This is a genomic window from Mesorhizobium sp. B3-1-6 (assembly GCF_006439555.1).
In the GTDB taxonomy this organism is placed as follows: domain Bacteria; phylum Pseudomonadota; class Alphaproteobacteria; order Rhizobiales; family Rhizobiaceae; genus Mesorhizobium.
On sequence record NZ_VFTM01000007.1, the window covers coordinates 69,675 to 84,644 of the forward strand.

13 protein-coding genes are annotated in these 14,970 nt (G+C 64.7%); 4 read left to right on the top strand and 9 right to left on the bottom strand.

The window, feature by feature from the left end:
* Positions 1-79: 79 nt before the first annotated feature.
* Positions 80-2,317: a mannose-1-phosphate guanylyltransferase/mannose-6-phosphate isomerase gene (locus FJ414_RS08620; RefSeq protein WP_140643437.1), complete on the top strand. Its 2,238-nt coding sequence runs from the start codon at positions 80-82 to the stop codon at positions 2,315-2,317.
* 29 nt (positions 2,318-2,346) lie between these two features.
* Here FJ414_RS08620 and FJ414_RS08625 read toward each other — a convergent pair whose 3' ends face one another.
* From FJ414_RS08625 to betI, 6 genes are all read right to left on the bottom strand, one after another.
* The gene (locus tag FJ414_RS08625; protein ID WP_140643440.1) at positions 2,347-3,051 is read right to left on the bottom strand and encodes a YoaK family protein; all 705 of its coding nucleotides are present in this window, start codon (positions 3,049-3,051) and stop codon (positions 2,347-2,349) included.
* A 94-nt stretch (positions 3,052-3,145) separates the two neighbouring features.
* Entirely contained in the window at positions 3,146-4,609 is a 1,464-nt protein-coding gene (betB, locus tag FJ414_RS08630) for a betaine-aldehyde dehydrogenase (protein ID WP_140643442.1), read from the bottom strand.
* 49 nt (positions 4,610-4,658) lie between these two features.
* Positions 4,659-6,311: a choline dehydrogenase gene (gene betA / locus FJ414_RS08635; RefSeq protein WP_140643444.1), complete on the bottom strand. Its 1,653-nt coding sequence runs from the start codon at positions 6,309-6,311 to the stop codon at positions 4,659-4,661.
* The gene (locus FJ414_RS08640) at positions 6,304-7,308 is read right to left on the bottom strand and encodes a threonine/serine dehydratase (protein ID WP_181181569.1); all 1,005 of its coding nucleotides are present in this window, start codon (positions 7,306-7,308) and stop codon (positions 6,304-6,306) included. The genes betA and FJ414_RS08640 overlap by 8 nt, the downstream gene beginning before the upstream one ends.
* Entirely contained in the window at positions 7,305-8,834 is a 1,530-nt protein-coding gene (betC, locus tag FJ414_RS08645; protein WP_140643448.1) for a choline-sulfatase, read from the bottom strand. Before betC ends, FJ414_RS08640 begins: the two co-directional genes overlap by 4 nt.
* A complete protein-coding gene (gene betI, locus FJ414_RS08650) occupies positions 8,831-9,421 on the bottom strand; it encodes a transcriptional regulator BetI (RefSeq protein ID WP_140643450.1) in 591 nt (196 codons plus the stop codon). The genes betC and betI overlap by 4 nt, the downstream gene beginning before the upstream one ends.
* Positions 9,422-9,610: 189 nt before the next feature.
* On the opposite strand from betI, the gene FJ414_RS08655 reads away from it, so the two are divergent.
* Together FJ414_RS08655 and FJ414_RS08660 are read left to right on the top strand one after the other, a co-directional pair.
* Positions 9,611-10,777 carry an acetyl-CoA acetyltransferase gene (locus FJ414_RS08655; protein ID WP_140643452.1) on the top strand — a complete coding sequence of 389 codons (1,167 nt, stop codon included), beginning with the start codon at positions 9,611-9,613 and terminating at the stop codon, positions 10,775-10,777.
* Between the two features lie 53 nt (positions 10,778-10,830).
* Positions 10,831-11,835, top strand: a complete 1,005-nt coding sequence (locus tag FJ414_RS08660; protein WP_140643454.1) for an asparaginase — start codon at positions 10,831-10,833, stop codon at positions 11,833-11,835.
* Here the strand turns inward: FJ414_RS08660 and FJ414_RS08665 are convergent.
* Complete coding sequence (locus FJ414_RS08665; RefSeq protein WP_140643456.1) at positions 11,828-12,307, bottom strand: GNAT family N-acetyltransferase; 480 nt, start codon at positions 12,305-12,307, stop codon at positions 11,828-11,830. The two genes, FJ414_RS08660 and FJ414_RS08665, sit on opposite strands and share 8 nt — an antisense overlap.
* Positions 12,307-12,588, bottom strand: a complete 282-nt coding sequence (locus tag FJ414_RS08670; RefSeq protein ID WP_140643458.1) for a DUF1778 domain-containing protein — start codon at positions 12,586-12,588, stop codon at positions 12,307-12,309. The genes FJ414_RS08665 and FJ414_RS08670 overlap by 1 nt, the downstream gene beginning before the upstream one ends.
* A gap of 188 nt (positions 12,589-12,776) precedes the next feature.
* Here FJ414_RS08670 and FJ414_RS08675 point away from each other — a divergent pair, with 188 nt between their 5' ends.
* Complete coding sequence (locus tag FJ414_RS08675) at positions 12,777-13,589, top strand: methyltransferase domain-containing protein (RefSeq protein WP_140643657.1); 813 nt, start codon at positions 12,777-12,779, stop codon at positions 13,587-13,589.
* On the opposite strand, the gene FJ414_RS08680 is transcribed toward FJ414_RS08675, so the two are convergent.
* Positions 13,586-14,962, bottom strand: coding sequence for a TIGR03808 family TAT-translocated repetitive protein (locus FJ414_RS08680; protein WP_140643460.1), 1,377 nt, complete (start codon positions 14,960-14,962; stop codon positions 13,586-13,588). The genes FJ414_RS08675 and FJ414_RS08680 overlap by 4 nt on opposite strands.
* Between the last annotated feature and the right edge of the window lie 8 nt (positions 14,963-14,970).

The following is a 14,970-nucleotide window of genomic DNA, read 5'->3' on the forward strand; positions in this document are numbered from 1 at the left end:
GGCCGTCAGCTAAAGGGGGGCTTAAAGGCTTTTGTCGTAAGGCCGTCCCATCGGAGCCAGACTTTTGACAGGGTCGTTCATGAGCCAGCGCATCGTCAGTTTCGTCATGAGCGGCGGCGTCGGCTCGCGGCTGTGGCCGCTGTCGCGCGAGGACAACCCCAAGCAGTTCCACGACTTCTCGGGCGACGGCTCGATGCTGGCCAAGACCTTGCGCCGGCTGGCGGCGCGCCCGCAAGGCGAGACACCGATTTTCCTGATCGCCGCGGAACGTCACGCCGACCGCGTCCATGCCGACCTTGCCGGTCTCGATCTGGCCGGCGGCGGACCGCTGTTCGAGCCGACAGGTCGCAACACCGCAGCCGCGGTGGCGCTTGCCAGCTTGCGCACGCTCTCCGAATATGGCGACGAGCTGGTGCTGGTGGTGCCGTCCGACCACGAAATATCGACGCCTCGTCAGTTCTGGCAAAGCATCGAGGCGGGCGCTGGCGCGGCAAATGCCGGCCGGCTCGTTGTGTTCGGCCTGAAACCGACACAGCCCGAGACCGGCTATGGCTATATCGAGGTCGGGGCCGGCAAGGACGGCGTCTTCGACGTCTCGCGCTTCGTCGAGAAGCCGGATCTCGCCACCGCGCAGGCCTATCTGGACGCCGGCAGCTTCTACTGGAACACCGGTATCTTCCTGTTCCGCGCCGGCGCCATGCGCGACGCCTTCGCGGCCCATGAACCGAAAATCTGGCAGGCGACGGAGGCCGCCTACAAGGCTGCGACCAGCGATCTGTCCGGCCTCTACATGCCGCTGGAACTCTATTCCGCGATCCCGTCGACCTCGATCGACTACGCCATCATGGAACGCGCGAAAGACATCGCCATGGTGCCGGCCGGCTTCCGCTGGAACGATCTCGGTTCATGGCAGTCGCTGCTCGATGTCGGCCCGTCCGATGGGCAGGGCAACGTCATCGTCGGAGACGTCGTCGCCATCGATTGCGAGAACTCCTATATCCGCAGCGAGGGGCGCCTGCTGTCGGCGATCGGCATGAAGGACGTGGCGATCGTCTCCACCGCCGACGCCACTTTCGTCGCGCCGGTCAGCCACAGCCAGCACGTCAAGAAGATCGTCGAGCAGTTGGAGAAATCCGGCCGGCTCGAAACCAGGTTCACGCCGGCGCATGACCGCGTCATCGAGAGCGGCGCCTGGCGGCGGCGCGTGCGCCACTGGCTGTTCGAGGAGACGCTGCCGCTATGGTCTACCATTGGCGTCGACGAGCGCCATGGCGGCTTCCACGAGGCGCTGGGCTTCGACGCCTCGCCGCTGATGAAACCCAAGCGCATGCGCACGCAGGCGCGTCAGGTCTATGCTTTCGCGGTCGCCAAGGAGCGCGGCTGGGACGGCCCGGCGGACACGCTGATTGCGCACGGCATCGACTTCATGGCGGGTCAGGGCCGCACCGACAAAGGCGGCTGGGTGCGCACGCTCAACATCGACGGCTCGGTCGCCGATGCGGTCGAGGATGCCTACGACCATTCCTGCGTGCTTCTGGCGCTGGCCCACGCCCATATGTCAGGCCATCCCGATGCGTTGCGGCTCGGCGAGGAGACGTTCGCCTTCCTCGATGCGCATCTGGAAGATGCCCGCATGACCGGCTTTCTGGAAACTTCCGACGGCGACGGCGAGCGCCGCTCCAACCCGCACATGCATCTGCTCGAAGCCTTCCTTGCCTGGCACCTGGCGACCGGAGACCGCGCCTATCTGCGCCGCGCCGCGCGCATCATCGATCTTTTCCGCAGCCATTTCTTCGACCCGGAAAGCTGGACGTTGGGCGAATATTTCGACGCCGGCTGGAAGCCCGCCGCCGGCGACAAGGGCGCCTGGACCGAGCCCGGCCACCATTTCGAATGGGCCTCGCTGCTCATCGATTTCGCCGCCCGCAGCGGCCAGACGGAGCTCGGCGGCTTCGCCAGGAAACTCTATGCCTCGGCGATCGCCAACGGCCTCAACCGCGCCACCGGCCTTGCCTATGGCGCCGTCTCGCGCCAGGGCGTGCCGCTCGACACGGTCTCGCGCAGCTGGCCGCAGGCCGAAGCGGTGAAGGCGGCGATAGCGCTCGACGGGTCAGGCGGCCCGGATCTCAAGCCGGAGATCGAGGCGCGCGTCGGCCGGCTGTTCCGCTGGCACATCGACCCGGCGCCGCTGGGCTTGTGGATCGACCGCATCGACGAACGCGGCCGCTCACTGGCGACCGACGTGCCGGCCAGTATCTTCTACCATCTGGTCTATGCGCTGACGCAGTATCTGGATGGCACCAGCGATAAGTCGTAGGCCGTTTGCCCCATGCTCGGACCTTGACGTCACGGCATGGTGGCGGGTGCGCTTTCCTGCATGACAAGGGGCACGATCGCAACGACCGGCGGCAGCGCAAAACACCACATTCCGGCTTGTGAATAGAGCAAAGCGGCTGTCCCACATCCCAGCGCGAAGACGAACACGGCGACCGACATTCGCGCCAGGCGCGATCGGGACGCGGCCTCGCTCTCGGGCAGTGCGCCGTGGATGAGATCGGCGAGGTCGAGCATGATCTGGGTCGTGGTGCCCGTCATCAGCGTCGACGGCGGCGCACTGGGAAGATGGACGCGATGCGCGGCATTCTGCACCGCCATGGCCGAAACCAGCACCATGCCGGTGACGATGGCGGCCCAGCTGTTTCCATCGGGGAACGGGCCAAGGCGGATTGCCAGGATCGCACCTCCCGTCAGCAGCAACAGTTTGATTGCCAACAATGACCGGAAGACCGGCAGCTTCCGGCTTTGTAACGGATAGGATAGAAGTCGGCTAAGGATAACCATGAAGCAGAAGACCGGCAAAGCCAGAAGTTTTGCAAAGGCGCCTGACGTGCCAAGCGCCAGCGAAGCGCCGAGCGTGACGAAATTGCCGGTGACATGCGCCGTGAACAGTCCCTGCAGCGCCAGGAAGCCCGCGGTATCGACATAGCCTCCATTGAAGCTAAGCAGCAGCGGCAGCGTGGCCGCCTTGTTGTCCTTGGCTTCGCCCGCCATTTTTGCTTCCTCGATTGCCCCCGTCAGAAAACCTACGGCAAGCCGGCAGCAAGGAGAACTGCCTTCTCGGCAAATCGCGCCCTTCAGCAGAGGCTCAGTAGGGGGCCACTACATCCCCCGTCTCGACATAGACGGACTTCAATTGCGAGTAATGCGCCAGCGCGGCCAGCGAATTCTCCCGCCCTATGCCGGACTGCTTGACGCCGCCGAACGGCATTTCCACGGGCGTCAGATTATAGGCGTTGATCCAGCAGGTGCCGGCCTGCAACTCGGCGATCACCCGATGCGCGCGCGGCAGGTCGCGCGTGAACACGCCGGCGGCCAGCCCGAATTCGGTGTCGTTGGCGCGCTCGATCACCTCGTCCTCGCTGTCGAATTTGAGCACGCTCATCACCGGCCCGAAAATCTCCTCGCGCGCGATGCGCATGGTGTCGGTGACGCCTGAAAACACCGTTGGCTCGATGAAGAAGCCGCCGTCGAAACCCTGCAGTGACGGCACGTTGCCGCCGCAGGCGAGGCTGGCCCCTTCCTGCTTGCCGGCTTCGATATAGGAGACGACCTTGTCCTGCTGCGCCCTGTTGACCAGCGGCCCCATCTGCGTTTCGGGATCGAGCGGATCGCCGATGCGGATCTTTTTCGTCCGCTCGACCAGGCGTTCGACGAAGCGGTCATGCAGGCCCCTCTGCACGAAGACGCGTGTGCCGTTGGAGCAGATCTGCCCGGTCGAGTAAAAATTGCCGAGCATGGCGCCGCCGATGGCGTTCTCGAGATCGGCGTCGTCGAAGACGATCAGCGGCGACTTGCCGCCGAGCTCCATCGTCGCGTGCTTCATCTTCGAGCCGGCAAGCGACAGCACCTTGCGGCCGGTCGGCACCGAGCCGGTCACCGAGACCTTTGCCACGACATCATGATCGACGAGGCCGGCGCCGACATCGCCGTAACCCTGCACGACATTGAACAGCCCGTCCGGCAGTCCAGCCTCCGAGTAGATTTCGGCCAGCGCCAGCGCCGAAAGCGGGGTGTTTTCCGACGGCTTGAACACCATGGCATTGCCCATGGCCAAGGCCGGCGCCGATTTCCAGCCGGCGATCTGGATCGGATAATTCCAGGCGCCGATGCCGACGCAGACACCGAGCGGCTCGCGTCGCGTGTAGGCGAAGGGTCCGCCGAGATCGATCATCTCGCCGTTGAAGGCGGCGACCGCGCCGGCGAAATATTCCAGGCAGTCGGCCGCCGACGGCGCGTCGGCCACAAGCGTCTCCTGGATCGCCTTGCCGGTGTCGAGCGTCTCGATGCGGGCCAGATCGGCATTGCGCGCCCGCAGGATGTCGGCGGCGCGGCGCAGGATGCGGCCGCGCTCGACCGGCTTCAGCCGCGCCCAGGCCGGCTGCGCGGCGCGTGCGGCCTCGATGGCGAGTTCCAGCACGTTAGGCGTCGCCGAATGCAGCGTGGCGATGGTCTCGCCCGTTGCCGGATAGATCACGGGCAATGGCGCGCCGCCTTCGTCCTCGATGTAGCGGCCGTTGACGTAATGCGATGCCGTGGGTTGGGCGCGCATGGCTTTCTCCAAGTCTGTTCGCCGAGCGGGCGGTCTGCCCGACAATGCCCTATCGGTCCGCCACCTGCCAGCGCGGATTGATCCACGGTTCCTGGTTGGATGGCGCCAGCGGCGTGCGGCCGAGGATGTGGTCGGAGGCCTTTTCGCCGGTCATGATCGATGGCGCGTTGAGATTGCCGTTTGTCACCCGCGGAAAAATCGAGGAGTCGGCGACGCGCAGCCCCTCGACGCCGATCACCCGGCATTCCGGATCGACGACGGCGGTCAGATCGTCGGCGCGGCCCATCCTGCAGGTGCCGCAGGGATGATAGGCGCTCTCGGCATGGTCGCGGATGAAGGCGTCGAGCTCGTCGTCCGATTGCACATGGCTGCCCGGCGAAATCTCCTTGCCGCGAAAGCCGTCGAAGGCTTTCTGGCCAAAAATCTCGCGCGTCAGCCGGATGCAGTGGCGGAATTCGCTCCAGTCGTCCGGATGCGACATGTAGTTGAAGCGGATCACCGGCTTTGTCTTCGGATCGGGCGAGCGCAGGCTCACCGACCCGCGCGACTTCGAGCGCATCGGCCCGACATGCGCCTGGAAGCCATGCGACTTCGCCGCCGACTTGCCGTCATAGCGCACCGCCGCCGGGATGAAGTGGTATTGGATGTCCGGGTAGTCCACACCGGCTTGCGAGCGCACGAAGGCCGCCGCCTCGAAATGGTTGGTGGCGCCAAGCCCGGTCTTGAAGAATAGCCACTGCGCGCCGATCAATGCCTTGGAGAAAGGATTGAGCACCGAGTTCAGCGTGATCGGCTTGGTCGATTCCTGCTGGATGTAGAGTTCCAGATGATCCTGCAGATTTGCGCCGACGCCCGGCCGGTCGGCAATCACCTGGATGCCGTTTTCCTTGAGATGCGCGCCCGGGCCGATGCCGGACAGCATCAGGATCTTCGGCGAATTGACCGACGATGCCGCGACGATCACCTCACGCCGCGCCTTAACGACCTGAATCTGTTTGTTAGCTTCGATCTCGACGCCGATCGCGCGTTGATTCTCGATCACCACGCGTCGGGCGAAGCCTTTGATCAGACTGACATTCCTGCGTTTGAGAGCCGGCTTCAGATAGGCGTTCGCCGCCGACCAGCGGCGGCCGCCAAGAATGGTCTGCTCCATCGGTCCGAAGCCTTCCTGCTTCGAGCCGTTATAGTCGTCGGTGAGCTCGAAACCGGCTTGGCGGCCGGCCTCGACGAAGGCGCCGTAGAGCGGATTTTTCTGCGTGCCGCGCTGCACATGCAGCGGTCCGCTTTTGCCCCGCCAGCCATCCTCGCCGCCGTCGGAATCCTCCATGCGCTTGAAATAGGGGAGCACGTCGGCGAAGGCCCAGCCGGCAGCACCCTGTTCGGCCCAGTGGTCGAAGTCATGCGCATGTCCACGCACATAGACCATGCCGTTGATCGAGGAGGAACCGCCGAGCACCTTGCCGCGCGGCGTGGCGAGCACGCGCCCGCCGAGATGCGGCTCGGGCTCGCTGGCGAAACCCCAGTCGTACAGGCTCATATTGAGCGGGATCGACAGCGCCGACGGCATCTGGATTAGCGGCCCCATGTCGGTGCCGCCGAACTCGATGACGATCACCGAGTGCTTGCCGTCTTCCGACAGCCGGTAGGCTATGGCCGAGCCGGCGGAGCCGGAGCCGATGATGACGAAATCCGCTTCAAGCATTGTTCATATGCGCCATAAAGTCGGCGAGCGAGACATTGCCGCCGGTTGCAACCACGAGGACAGTTTTGCCCTTCACGTCCACCTTGCCGCCGAGCAGCGCCGCCAGCGATGCCGCGCCCGACGGCTCCAGCACCAGCTTCATCCGCTCGAAGGCGATCTTCATCGCACGCCGCACCGAGGCATCGTCGACAGTGACGCCGCGCACCCCGGCGGCGCTCACCGCCGCGAAGGGCGCGTCGCCGGGCTTGCGCGCCATCAGCCCGTCGCAGATCGATTTCGGCCCGATCGGCATCGTCTCGATGGCGCCATGCGCGAGCGACGAGCCCATGCCATTGAAACCTTCCGGCTCGACCGCGATGATCTCGGTACCGGGCGACACATAGTGGAAGGCGAGCGAAACGCCGCCGATCAGGCCGCCGCCGCCGACCGAGCAGAACACCAGGTCTGCTTGCGTCTTCTTCGCTGTCAACTGGTCGAGCGCTTCCAGCCCGGCGCCGGCCTGACCCGCGACGATCTCCGGATCGTCGAAGGGATGCAGCAAGGTAAGGTGCTCGGTCTCGGCGATCTCGCGCGCCTTGGCGGCCGCGACCTCCTCGCGGGCGCGGTCGCCATGATCGGTCAGCACCACGCGCGCGCCATAGCCGGCCGTCGCGTCACGCTTGGCGGCCGGCGCGTCGATCGGCATGACGATGGTGACCGGAATGCCCAGCGCCTGGCCGGCGGCCGCCAGCCCCTGCGCGAAATTGCCGGAGGAATACGCCACCACGCCCTTCTTCGCTTCATCCGGTGAAAGCCGGTTCAGCCGCCAATAGGCGCCGCGCACCTTGAAGGAGCCGGCCCATTGCAGCGACTCCGGTTTGACGAAGACGCGCGCGGCGCCGGTCTCCTTGGCCAAAGCCGCCGACTCCAAAAGCGGCGTCACCTGCGTGGCCGTCGAGGTGACGGCGTAAGCCTGCTTCAGATGATCGAGGGTAGGGATGAGAACGTCTGCCATCATTCGCCTCTCGGATACCGTTTGCTCTCTTCGAGATTGTCGAGGTTCATGTGATTGCGCATGTAGCGTTCCGATGCCTTCTGCAGCGGCTGGAACTCCCACGGGTAGTAAGCGCCGTTGCGCAGCGCCGGGTAGACGACCCAGCGGCGCGCCTGGCTTTCGCGCACGGCGGCGTCGAAGCTTGCCATATCCCAGCGGCCACGGACCTTTTCCATGAAGGTCGAGACCAGATCGGCGTAGGCCGGATTGGTCGCGAGATTGTCGAGCTCGCGCGGATCGGCATCGAGGTCGAAGAGTTGCGGCGGATCGAGCTCGCAATGGACGAATTTGTATTTGCCCTCGCGGATCGCCACCATGGGTGCGGAGGAGCCTTCGGCCGCATATTCCATCAGCACCGGCGCCGAGCGCTGCTCGCCGCCGGCAAGCGGCAGCAGCGACTGGCCGTCCGTCCAAGGCGCGATCCCGCTCATATCGATCCCGGCGAGATCGCAGAGCGTCGGCGTCACGTCGAGATTGGAGACAGGCGCCTCGATCAGCCCGGCCTTGATGCCCTTGCCGGCCATCATCAAGGGCACCCGCGCCGCGCCTTCATAGAAGCACATCTTGAACCACAAGCCGCGCTCGCCCAGCATGTCGCCATGGTCTGAGCAGAACATCACGATTGTGTCGTCGGCCATACGGGTGCGCTCCAGCACCGACAGCAAGTCGCCGACCTTGTCGTCGAGATAGGAGATGTTGGCGAAATAGCCGCGCCGCGAGCGGCGCACCTGCTCCGGCGTGATGTCGAAGCTGTCGTAATCCGATGCCTTGTAGAGCCGCTTGGAATGCGGGTCCTGGCTGTCATAGGGGATGAAATCCACCTCCGGCTCCAGCGCCGGACAGTCTTTGTAAAGGTCCCAGTATTCGCGCCGCGCGACATAGGGGTCGTGCGGATGCGTGAAGGAAATGGTCAGGCACCAGGGGCGACGTCCGGCGTCGTCGGAAACACGGGCAAACTCATAGAGTTTTTGCGTCGCGTGGAACGCGACCTCATCGTCATATTCCATCTGGTTGGTGATCTCGGCGACGCCGGCGCCAGTCACCGAACCCAGATTGTGGTACCACCAGTCGATGCGCTCGCCGGGCTTGCGGTAGTCCGGTGTCCAGCCGAAATCGGCCGGGTAGATGTCGGTGGTGAGCCGCTCCTCGAACCCGTGCAACTGGTCCGGTCCGACGAAATGCATCTTGCCGGAGAGCACCGTGTGATAGCCGGCGCTGCGCAAATGATGCGCGTAGGTCGGGATCGAGGAGGCGAACTCGGCGGCGTTGTCATAGACCTGGGTGCGCGACGGCAGTTGCCCGCTCATGAACGAGGCGCGGCCCGGGGCGCAGAGCGGCGAGGCGGTGTAATTGTTGGCGAAGCGCGCCGAGCGCGCGGCCAGCGCCTTCAGATGCGGCGCATGCAGGAAATCCGCGGGGCCGTCCGGGAAGAGAGTGCCGTTGAGCTGATCGACCATGACGATCAGGAAATTGGGTCGCCGGGTGGTCAAGGCAGGCTCCGTCCGTTGAGCTTGGTTTCGAGGTAGTCTTCCACGAGCGCGATCGCGGTCTGCGCATCCGGCACACCGTCCTTCAGCGCGCGGCGGATGTAGAGCCCGTCGATCAGCGCCGCGGTCGCTTCCGCCACGCGGTCGGCCTCGGCCCGAGGCAGGATGCCGGTCAGCCCGCTCATCAGGTTCGAATGCAGCCGCCGCGCATAGATGCGCAGTAGCCGCCGCAGGTCGGAGGACTTCTGCGCCTCGACATAAAAGGCGAGCCAGGCGGCTATGATCTGAGGCTGGAACTGGTCGTCGGAAAAGCTGACGGCGACGACGGCCAAGACGCGCTGGCGCGGCGTCACCGCAAGGCCGAACGCGCGCCTTGTGTCCGCGTTGAGCTCGGCAAGGATGTGCCGCATCGTCGCGAACAGCAGCTCGTCCTTGGCGCCGAAATAGTGATGCGCCAGCGCCGACGACACGCCGGCGCGGCCGGCGATCTCCGACATGGTCACGTCCAGCGATCCGCGCTCGCCGATCGCCGAGATCGTCGCGTCGATCAGCGCCTTGCGGCGCACGGGCTCCATTCCGATTTTCGGCATTTTGGGGATCCGGTTCGAGCCGAGATTATTTTTTATTGACGCATCAATCAATAAAAAACTGGCGCTGGGATCAACCGATCGTGTCGTTCTGGACCATGGCATGGGGCTGGAAAACGGTTCATTGTTGAACAATATTGAATCACGTGCCGCGCGCGATCGTGCTAGGTTGCGGCGCAAATGGAGGTTGCCATGACCGCATGCATCGTCGGCTGGGCGCATTCGCGCTTCGGCAAGCTCGAAGGCGAGACGCTGGAGGGCCTGATCACCAAGGTTGCCGTCGAGGCCCTCGACCATGCCGGCATCGGTCCGGACGATGTCGACGAGATCGTCCTTGGCCACTTCAACGCCGGCTTCTCGCCGCAGGATTTTACCGCAAGCCTCGTGCTGCAGGCCGATGACCGGCTGCGCTTCAAGCCGGCGACGCGCGTCGAGAACGCCTGCGCCACAGGCTCGGCCGCCGTCCGGCAAGGCATCCGCACCATCGACGCCAACGCCGCCCGCATCGTGCTGGTGGTCGGCGCCGAGCAGATGACGACCACGCCCGGTCCCGAAATAGGCAAGAACCTGCTCAAGGCATCCTATCTGCCTGAAGACGGCGAGACGCCTGCCGGCTTCGCCGGCGTCTTCGGCAAGATCGCGCAGGCCTATTTCCAGCGCTACGGCGATCAGTCGGATGCGCTGGCCATGATCGCCGCCAAGAACCACAAAAACGGCGTCGAAAACCCTTACGCCCAGATGCGCAAGGATTTCGGCTATGAGTTCTGCCGCCAGGAAAGCGAGAAGAACCCCTTCGTCGCCGGTCCGCTGAAGCGTACCGATTGCTCGCTGGTTTCGGACGGCGCGGCCGCACTTGTGCTCACCGACACCGCGACGGCGCTGAAGATGCGCCGCGCCGTGACCTTCCGCGCCAACGAGCATGTCCAGGACTTCCTGCCGATGTCCAAGCGCGACATTCTCTCCTTCGAGGGCTGCGAGCGTGCCTGGGAGCAGGCACTGAAAAAGGCCGGCGTCACGCTCGACGACCTCTCCTTCGTCGAGACGCATGACTGCTTCACCATCGCCGAATTGATCGAATACGAGGCGATGGGCCTGGCAAAGCCAGGCGAGGGCGCCAGACTGGCGCTGGACGGCTCGACGGCGAAGGACGGCCGCCTTCCGGTCAATCCCTCCGGCGGCCTGAAAGCCAAGGGCCATCCGATCGGCGCCACCGGTGTGTCGATGCATGTGCTGACCGCCATGCAACTGATGGGCGAGGCCGGGGGCATCCAGGTGCCGGGCGCCAAGCTCGGCGGCATCTTCAACATGGGCGGCGCGGCGGTCGCCAACTACGTTTCCATTCTCGACAGGATTCGCTAGAAGCGGCCCGCATTGAAGCGGCGCACCCCTTGGGTGCGCGTGCGGGAGGCAACATGACAAATCCGGTTCTGGTCGAAGTCACGCGCGGCGCGGTGGTCGAAAGCAGGCACCGCGGCGCGGTTTCGATCTTCGACGCCGACGGAAAGGCCGTCTGGGAGATCGGCGACACGGACCGTCCGGTGTTCCCGCGCTCCGCGGTAAAGGCGATCCAGGCATTGCCGCTGGTCGAATCGGGCACTGCCGACGCCTATGGCTTCGGCGACCGCGAACTGGCGCTGGCCTGCGCCTCGCATTCGGGCGAGCCGGCCCATGTCGAGTTGGCAACGGCGATGCTCGCCAGGGCCGGGCTCGACAGGACGGCGCTGGAATGCGGCGCGCATTGGCCCTCGAGCCACGACGCCACCATCGCGCTCGCCCGCGCCGGCGGCGTGCCCAACGCTTTGCACAACAATTGCTCCGGCAAGCATTCCGGCTTCCTCTGCACCTGCGTCCATTCCGGCATTGCGCATGGCGGCTACGTCAAGGCCGGCCATGCGCTGCAGGAGATGGTGCGCGACGCCATGCAATCCGTGACGGGCGCGGCGCATGACGTCGACCATTGCGGCACCGACGGCTGCTCGATCCCGACCTACGCCGTACCGTTGAAGAGTTTTGCGCTGGGCTTTGCCCGCATGGCGACGGGCAGGGGCTTTTCGCCCGAACGCGCCAAGGCGGCGAAGCGGCTGATCTCGGCTTGCATGGCCGAGCCGTTCCTCGTCGCCGGCACCGGCAAGGCCGATGTCGCGCTGATGCAGGCAGCACCGGGCCGCATCTTCGTCAAGACTGGCGCCGAAGGCGTTTATTGCGCGGCACTGCCCGAACTTGGCCTCGGTATCGCCTTGAAATGCGATGACGGCGCGGGCAGGGCGGCGGAGGCGATGATCGCCGCGGTGCTGGCGAAGCTGCTGCGCGGCGATGAAGCGGCTGCGGCAAGGCTCACCGAGCTTGCCGATCCTCCGGTCGAAAGCCGCGTCGGCGCCAAGGTCGGCTTACTGCGGCCGACGGCGGCGCTCAACTAGCTGTCTTCAGCGACAGCACCAAAGTCATCGGATTTTTTGGGGAAGCCTGGAAGCCATAGCGCTCATAAAACGTCTTGGCTTCATCCGATATGGCATGAACCAGGAGACCGCGAATGCCGAGAATAGCTGCCGCTTGGCCCGTCCGCAGCACCGCGTCCTGCAGCAGAGCGACACCCAGGCCTTTTCCCTGCCAACTTGCGTCGACAGCCAAACGGCCGAGCACAGCCATAGGCACGGGATCGGGCATATTGCGCCGGATCGAACCGGGCGCATCCACAAGGTCAAATCCGCCTGATGAAAGGCAATAGTAACCGACGACGCGCGTGCCTTCTGCAATCACATAGGTTCTGGACGCACCGCTGACTTGATTGGCACGCGCCCGCCGTCGGAGCCATTGATCCAGGCTGTCGGTTCCGCTTTGAAAGAAGTCGAGTTCGTGACTATCGGCAAGAAGGACCGGTGCCGAAAGCATCAGTCCCGCCAGGGCTTGGGCGCATGCATCAGGCGGGCAAATCCCTCGCCGCTCGGTGGCTGGTCGAGGATATCGAGATAATGCTGATAGCTCTCGGCATCGACCTTGACGAGCGTCTGGTCGAGCAGCGTGTCTTCTGCGGCGCGATAAGCGGCGTCGATCATGAAGTCGGAGCGGGTCTTCCCGCGTATCTTCGCGGCACGGTCGATCAAGATACGAACATCCTCGCGGATGCGCAGATTGACGGGCTTGGCGTGGGTGTTGTGGTCTTTGGTGGCCATGGCAATGGATCCTTACCTTCACCGATATAGCAATTTGCATACACAATGTGTATCTAAATTTGTGGGTTACCCGGATTTAGGTCGCTGACGAGCCGGGAAAACGCTGGTCTACGACAAAAGGGAACAGCACCAAGTTCGTGTTTTTTTGCTAGTCTCATCCACTATTGAACGGGCGCTGGGTAATGAGCATGCTGGAAGCGGACAAGGTGTTTGCCGGCTCGATCCCGGAAAACTACGATCGCCATATGGTGCCGCTGATTTTCGAGGCCTATGCCGCCGAGACCGCACGACGGGCCGTGTCCTTCTCGCCCTTGGCCGTTTTGGAGACGGCCGCGGGAACCGGGGCCGTCACCCGCGCGCTGGCGCCACAGCTTTCTCCGGGCGCCAGCTACACCGTAACAGACCTCAACCAGCCGATGCTCGACTACGCCGCTTCGCGCCAGGGGCCCGACAGCCGCATCACATGGCGCCAGGCGGATGCCCTGAAGCTGCCTTTCGACGACGCTGCTTTCGACCTCATCTGTTGTCAGTTTGGCGCGATGTTCTTTCCCGACCGCGCCGCCGCCTATCGTGAGGCGAAGCGGGTTCTGAAGCCGGGCGGGCATTTCCTCTTCACCGTGTGGGATCGCATCGAGGAGAATGTATTCGCGGACGACGTGACGAATGCTCTCGCCCGGATTTTTCCGCACGATCCGCCGCGTTTCCTGGCGCGCACGCCGCATGGTTACCACGACAAGGCGCTGATCCGCAGCGATCTGGAGGCCGCCGGCTTCTCCGATGTGGCGATCGACACAAGGGCCGAGCAGAGCCGCGCATCCTCGGCGCGCGTTCCCGCCGTCGCCTATTGCCAGGGAACCCTGCTTCGCAACGAGATCGAGGCCAGGGAAGCCGGAAGACTGGCATCCGCGACCGACCACGCCGAATCCGTGATCGCCGACAGGCATGGCAGCGGCGAAATTGCCGCCAAGATCCAGGCCCACATTATCGTGGCCGTGGCCTAGCTCACCGTGTTGCGCTCGACGGTGAGATGCGCATAGCCGGTATCGGTTGACTGGGACAGGTCGCCGGTCACCGGATCGGCCCAACGCTGGCCGATGATGGCGCCGTTTTTCGCGCCGTCGATGACATTGTCCGAGATGACAGCGCTGCCGGAACCTTCGACGACGGAAACGACGATGCCGGTGCCGGCCTGGCGGATGATGTTTCCGCTTGCCACGACATTGCGCAGATAGGGGCCCCAGCCGAGCTGCACGCCGTAGAGCGGCGCGTTCTCGACGACATTGCCGGAAACAGTCGTATCGGCCTCGGCGCTGATGCCGACACCGAAGCCGGGCGGGTCGGCGGTGTATGGACCGGTGGTGGAGAGGTTGCGCACGATGTTGTTCGAGCAGACTGCCATCCGCCCGCCTTCGTTGAAATTGACGATCGAGATGCCGTTGGCGGCGCCGTCGACCAGATTGTTGCTGAGGATCGCGCCTTCGAAGGAGAATTCCGAATAGATTCCGGTCTCGCCCGAGCGCGAGCAGGTGTTACCGGTGATCTGCAGATTGCTGGAACTGTTGGCGCGGACCGCGGTGAAGGCGCAATCGGAGACGACGTTGCCCGAGATGATTACATTGCCGGCGCGGAAAGCATTGATGCCGTTGCCGTTCTGACCGGTGCCGCCGCTGCGCGCGCCAATCCGCTGGACGCGGTTGCCGCTGACGATGGTGCCGTCCTCCGCCGCCTGCCAGCGATGCACCAGGATACCGCCATTGGCGCAGTCCGAAACGCTATTGCCCGAAATCTCCAGACCCCCGGCCTCGACCGAATAGATGCCGGCATCCGCGGCGCCAGAAATATCGCAGCGGCCGATGCGGCCGACGGCATGCTCGAGCGCCAACCCGTTCTTGCCGCTGCCGGTCAGCTGGCAATTGTCGATGACGAGATGGCCGACGCGGCGCAAATCGAGCAGGCCCTGCGTGTAGTCGGCCAGCCAGCGGTTGGCGCCGTCCAGCACCAGCCCGCTGAACTCGATATGCTCGGCCTGTTCGGCCATCATCAGATGGCCGTTGCCGCCATAGACGATGCGCGTCGCACCGGGCACGCCCGACAGGCGCACGCGGGCAGGCAGCTTGAGGTTCGAGACGAGATAGGTGCCGGGCGGCAGGAACACCGGCTGGTCGCGGTCGCTGGCCTCGGCCAGCATCTTGGCGAAGACCTTGCTCTGGTCGTCGACCGCGCCGGGCTGCACGCCGATCTCCGTGGCGTTGATCGAGCCGCGCATAGCGGCCATTTCGATGCCGGGCAGCGATTTCGCCAATGCCTTGCCGGCGAAGACGCCGGCGACGGCGAAGCCGGCAGTCCGGGCAAGCAGCGTTCGTCTGTTCAACATCGGCACAG

What these genes read in the sequence shown, in the direction of transcription:
- FJ414_RS08670 (WP_140643458.1), bottom strand. Translation starts at nt 12,588, where the DNA reads ATGGCCACCAAAGACCACAACACCCACGCCAAGCCCGTCAATCTGCGC.
- FJ414_RS08680 (WP_140643460.1), bottom strand. Translation starts at nt 14,962, where the DNA reads ATGTTGAACAGACGAACGCTGCTTGCCCGGACTGCCGGCTTCGCCGTC.
- FJ414_RS08620 (WP_140643437.1), top strand. Translation starts at nt 80, where the DNA reads ATGAGCCAGCGCATCGTCAGTTTCGTCATGAGCGGCGGCGTCGGCTCG.
- FJ414_RS08655 (WP_140643452.1), top strand. Translation starts at nt 9,611, where the DNA reads ATGACCGCATGCATCGTCGGCTGGGCGCATTCGCGCTTCGGCAAGCTC.
- betI (WP_140643450.1), bottom strand. Translation starts at nt 9,421, where the DNA reads ATGCCGAAAATCGGAATGGAGCCCGTGCGCCGCAAGGCGCTGATCGAC.
- FJ414_RS08660 (WP_140643454.1), top strand. Translation starts at nt 10,831, where the DNA reads ATGACAAATCCGGTTCTGGTCGAAGTCACGCGCGGCGCGGTGGTCGAA.
- FJ414_RS08675 (WP_140643657.1), top strand. Translation starts at nt 12,777, where the DNA reads ATGCTGGAAGCGGACAAGGTGTTTGCCGGCTCGATCCCGGAAAACTAC.
- FJ414_RS08665 (WP_140643456.1), bottom strand. Translation starts at nt 12,307, where the DNA reads ATGCTTTCGGCACCGGTCCTTCTTGCCGATAGTCACGAACTCGACTTC.
- betA (WP_140643444.1), bottom strand. Translation starts at nt 6,311, where the DNA reads ATGCTTGAAGCGGATTTCGTCATCATCGGCTCCGGCTCCGCCGGCTCG.
- betB (WP_140643442.1), bottom strand. Translation starts at nt 4,609, where the DNA reads ATGCGCGCCCAACCCACGGCATCGCATTACGTCAACGGCCGCTACATC.
- FJ414_RS08640 (WP_181181569.1), bottom strand. Translation starts at nt 7,308, where the DNA reads ATGATGGCAGACGTTCTCATCCCTACCCTCGATCATCTGAAGCAGGCT.
- FJ414_RS08625 (WP_140643440.1), bottom strand. Translation starts at nt 3,051, where the DNA reads ATGGCGGGCGAAGCCAAGGACAACAAGGCGGCCACGCTGCCGCTGCTG.